The organism is Anaplasma bovis, assembly GCF_036903315.1.
Classification (GTDB): domain Bacteria; phylum Pseudomonadota; class Alphaproteobacteria; order Rickettsiales; family Anaplasmataceae; genus Anaplasma; species Anaplasma bovis.
Genome location: NZ_JAWLNY010000077.1, coordinates 1 through 3454 on the forward strand (window position 1 = coordinate 1; position 3454 = coordinate 3454).

2 protein-coding genes are annotated in these 3454 nt (G+C 41.7%); both read right to left on the bottom strand.

Annotated elements, in window-relative coordinates:
- Nucleotides 1–2484: FAD-dependent oxidoreductase (locus R4I06_RS04520; protein ID WP_334414393.1), on the bottom strand; the 2484-nt coding region annotated here is incomplete at its 3' end.
- Between the two features lie 223 nt (nucleotides 2485–2707).
- Nucleotides 2708–3454 (bottom strand): hypothetical protein (locus R4I06_RS04525; protein ID WP_334414394.1); only part of this gene is annotated, 747 nt, incomplete at its 5' end.

A 3454-nucleotide genomic window follows, 5' to 3' on the forward strand; every position in this document is an offset into this window, starting at 1 on the left:
ACCAGGGTTAAATTTCTTAGACGCCAAGGGGGAGTGTATCGTGATTTCGGCTGTGCAGTCAGCAATAGGCACAACAGATACAACACTAGAATGGAACAGCTTGCGTATCGTCTCAAAAAATTTGGTATTGTCCTCACATTGTTTATAGTCAGCAAGCTTCTCGCTTATCGCTAAATAGCCATTTTTTGCACTTGCAATAGCTTTCACTACGCTGCCTCTATAATGAGGGTGCAGGTCTCCAAAGGCACTTACCGTATTTTTAGGTGATACAAAAAAACTTTCCTCATCTTTTAGTATATCCTGGAGCTGACAAGGCGCCTTTTGAATTAAATCCTGCTTTAATGTGTCATCTTCAAAAATTACAGAATTTTCACATGTACCTACAGCAATTACTATGCACTTTGCTGGTATGAACTTTTCCTCACCATTTGAGTCTATGGCCACTACTCCCGAAGCGTGATTATGTTCATCAATCGCTATTTTGTGAAGCTGAAGATTCTCCGCGAAATATATCCCTTCAGACATCGCATATCTCAGTTCTTCGCTGTTTATTCTGTAAGCAGGGGAAGAGTTAAAACTACCCCTGTAAACGATTGTGACGCCATTCCACTGTTTCAGTAAGCCCAAAATATTTGGAATCCTATTCTCAGCTTTAGCTCGCTTCTTTTCCTCCCTTATCTGCTGTGCATGGGAGATAAATTCACCAAATATTTTGCGCTCCTCTGCATCCCATTCATCTTCCACGGACTTGCCGTATTTCTCAGTTACTTCTTCATATCTAGAGAGAAACTTTTCAACTTGTACAGGGTAATAGGCCAGCAATTCTGTTGCAGTGTCTACAGCTGTTAATCCTCCACCTATCACCACGCAGGGGAACCGGATTTGTAAATTTGTTACAGAGTCAGTATGTGGCGCATTGCCAAGATGAAGAGACATCAGAAATGATGAGGCAGTGAGCACTCCCTTGGCTAAAACGTTCTTTATGTCTGGAATTCTGGGAGCGCCAGCTCCAGTAGCAAGTGCTACATGGTGAAATCCAAATGATAGCGCATCAGCCACGCTTAAAGTGCTGCCTAACATAACTCCGCCATACATGGCAAAATTGTCCCTTCTCTCTAAAAGCAGTCTAGCCACTTTCAAGTAGTTTTTATTCCACCGTGCCGTAATGCCATATTCAGCTACTCCTCCGAATCCATAGGAAGTCCTATAGTCTAGGTGTTCAAACAGCTCAGTTTTTACATCTTTTATCAGAGAAAAGCGTTGTTTCTTTCCACACTTCGTCACTCCTGAGAGATTCTCAGGGAGTGGATCAATTTTTAGACCATCTATAGCTACAACGTTGTGTCCCTCGTTTAGCAAGTAATGTGACAATCCTATTCCAGCTGGGCCAAGGCCCACTACGAGAACATTCTTGTTAGTGGGAGTTTGAGGAAGTACATTTGCAAAGGCTAACGGATTCCAACGGGTGAACAGGGAATATATCTCAAATCCGTAACTTAGATTCAGGACAGAATCCAAAATGTGCGTTTCTATGGAGGGGATGTCAACTTGCTGTTGCTTTTGGTATATGCACGCGCGGGAGCAATCATTGCAGATTCTATGTCCTGTCAATGCACACATCGGATTATCTATTACGACAACTGCCAAAGGAGCGATAACAAGCCCTTGGCTTCTCAGTAAATTTACTTCTGAGATCTTGACTTTTAACGGGCATCCAGTCATCGCAACCCCCAGAGGGGACGCTTTGAAGCCACCAGACTTGTCTTGCATGCCTTTAGAACAGCTGTCACGGTTCTGTTTGTGACACACTATACAATAGTGTACTTCGTTAAGTGCGTAATTTTCAGATGGTTGCGTAGCAACATTAAATCCCATTCTTATCTTTTCTAATTTAGGTCGGATAATTTTCGCATCTATAGAGCAACTTAGCTGCGTATTTTCAATAGGGACCAGATTTTCAACGTCATATTTTTCAGGCACTTGAAAGAGGATAGACTTGTTGTCTGCATGTGTCATATATGCAGCGTACTTTGCTGCCGCATCTATTTCACTTTCATATTGTTCTGGATTCTGCATCCATTCGTTAACTTGATGAGCAAAAGTGGACTCGTCTATAGGCATGCTCATGAAATTTGCTAGGCCACTCGTTATCTCCTCTATATTGAGATCTGCAGGGTTTGAGTATTTGCGCAGAGCATATCTGTGCACAAAGTTTCTTTTACATTTGTATATGGATGAGAATTGTTCATGTACGACGCTGAGCTGTTCAACTTCTTTCTCAACACCAAACAATTTGACGATAAATTTTTCTAATACGAAGGCTAGTTCAAGCATAATTTCCGTGCTGCCAATCTTGGCATTTCTCGCTTGTATAGTGCTCTCTAGTAGGCTATCTGAGTGCTTTTTTACGTCTTCCAGAAACAGTAAATCTAGCTTTTTAAGTCCGTCCATTGAGTATAGGTCATCTAGACTTACGTTTAACATTTCGCTGAGAGAATGAAGGTCTCCGTTAGTTAATATATCAGGTGAGTGTATTGTGTAGCAACATGGATTTTCCACACTGGCAAGGTGGGATTAAGAAAATTTTTCGCACGTATCGCCGATAAGAGCACATGGAAAGGTGGGGCGGATGTATAACTTACACATTACATACGGCATAGGGCAGGTTATTCCCACTCTATGCCGTAGAGTATGAGAAAATGTGAAACTACCTATGCATTGTACTAGGAAGATCTTTAGGCAAGTTCTGAGAGGCAGCTTTACCCTTTTCCTCAAATGACCTTATTATCTTAGATATAGCCGAGTCATTTCGTGTAGCAGAAGGAGCATTGGAAGGGGTTTCTGCGAACGATGAATGTTCCCTAGATAAGATATCTTGGTACGCTTCTGAAAAACGAGATCTGTTGATTTTTTTCATGGCTCTCCTGATATCTGAGAAGGTCTCAGCACTAAATGGCTGCTCATGTTCTTCATGTATTGTTAGAAGAGAAGCATCAGATGAACGTAGCATACCCGCTTTTGATCTCTTGCTAGTCGACGCTGTTTTTCCTGCTTCACTTAAGTCCTGAATATTACCTACTTTGTGCAATGATGCACTATTAGTAGGTACATTATATGCACAGTCTATAATTCCGCCGCTAGGTAAGTACTCGCTGCACAAATCCGGAAGGGATGCATTTTTTTGTTGTAATTTCCCTTGAGTATTTACTGCCACACTGCCGGAAGTAGTAGCTATATCAGATGTAGAATTGGTTTTGAAATTTTTGCTTAGCCTAGAAAAAGATACACCATTATTCGGATTATCTCTAAGTAACGACGATGTTTGTGTATTTGTGGTGCTAGTGTTAGCAGAATAGGGTGCCTTCTCATCTGCACTAGTAGCAGGGAAGATGTGATAATAGCTGACTGGGCGCTGCTTTTTTAGTTGTGTGATAGGTTGTTGCGATGTTGATGC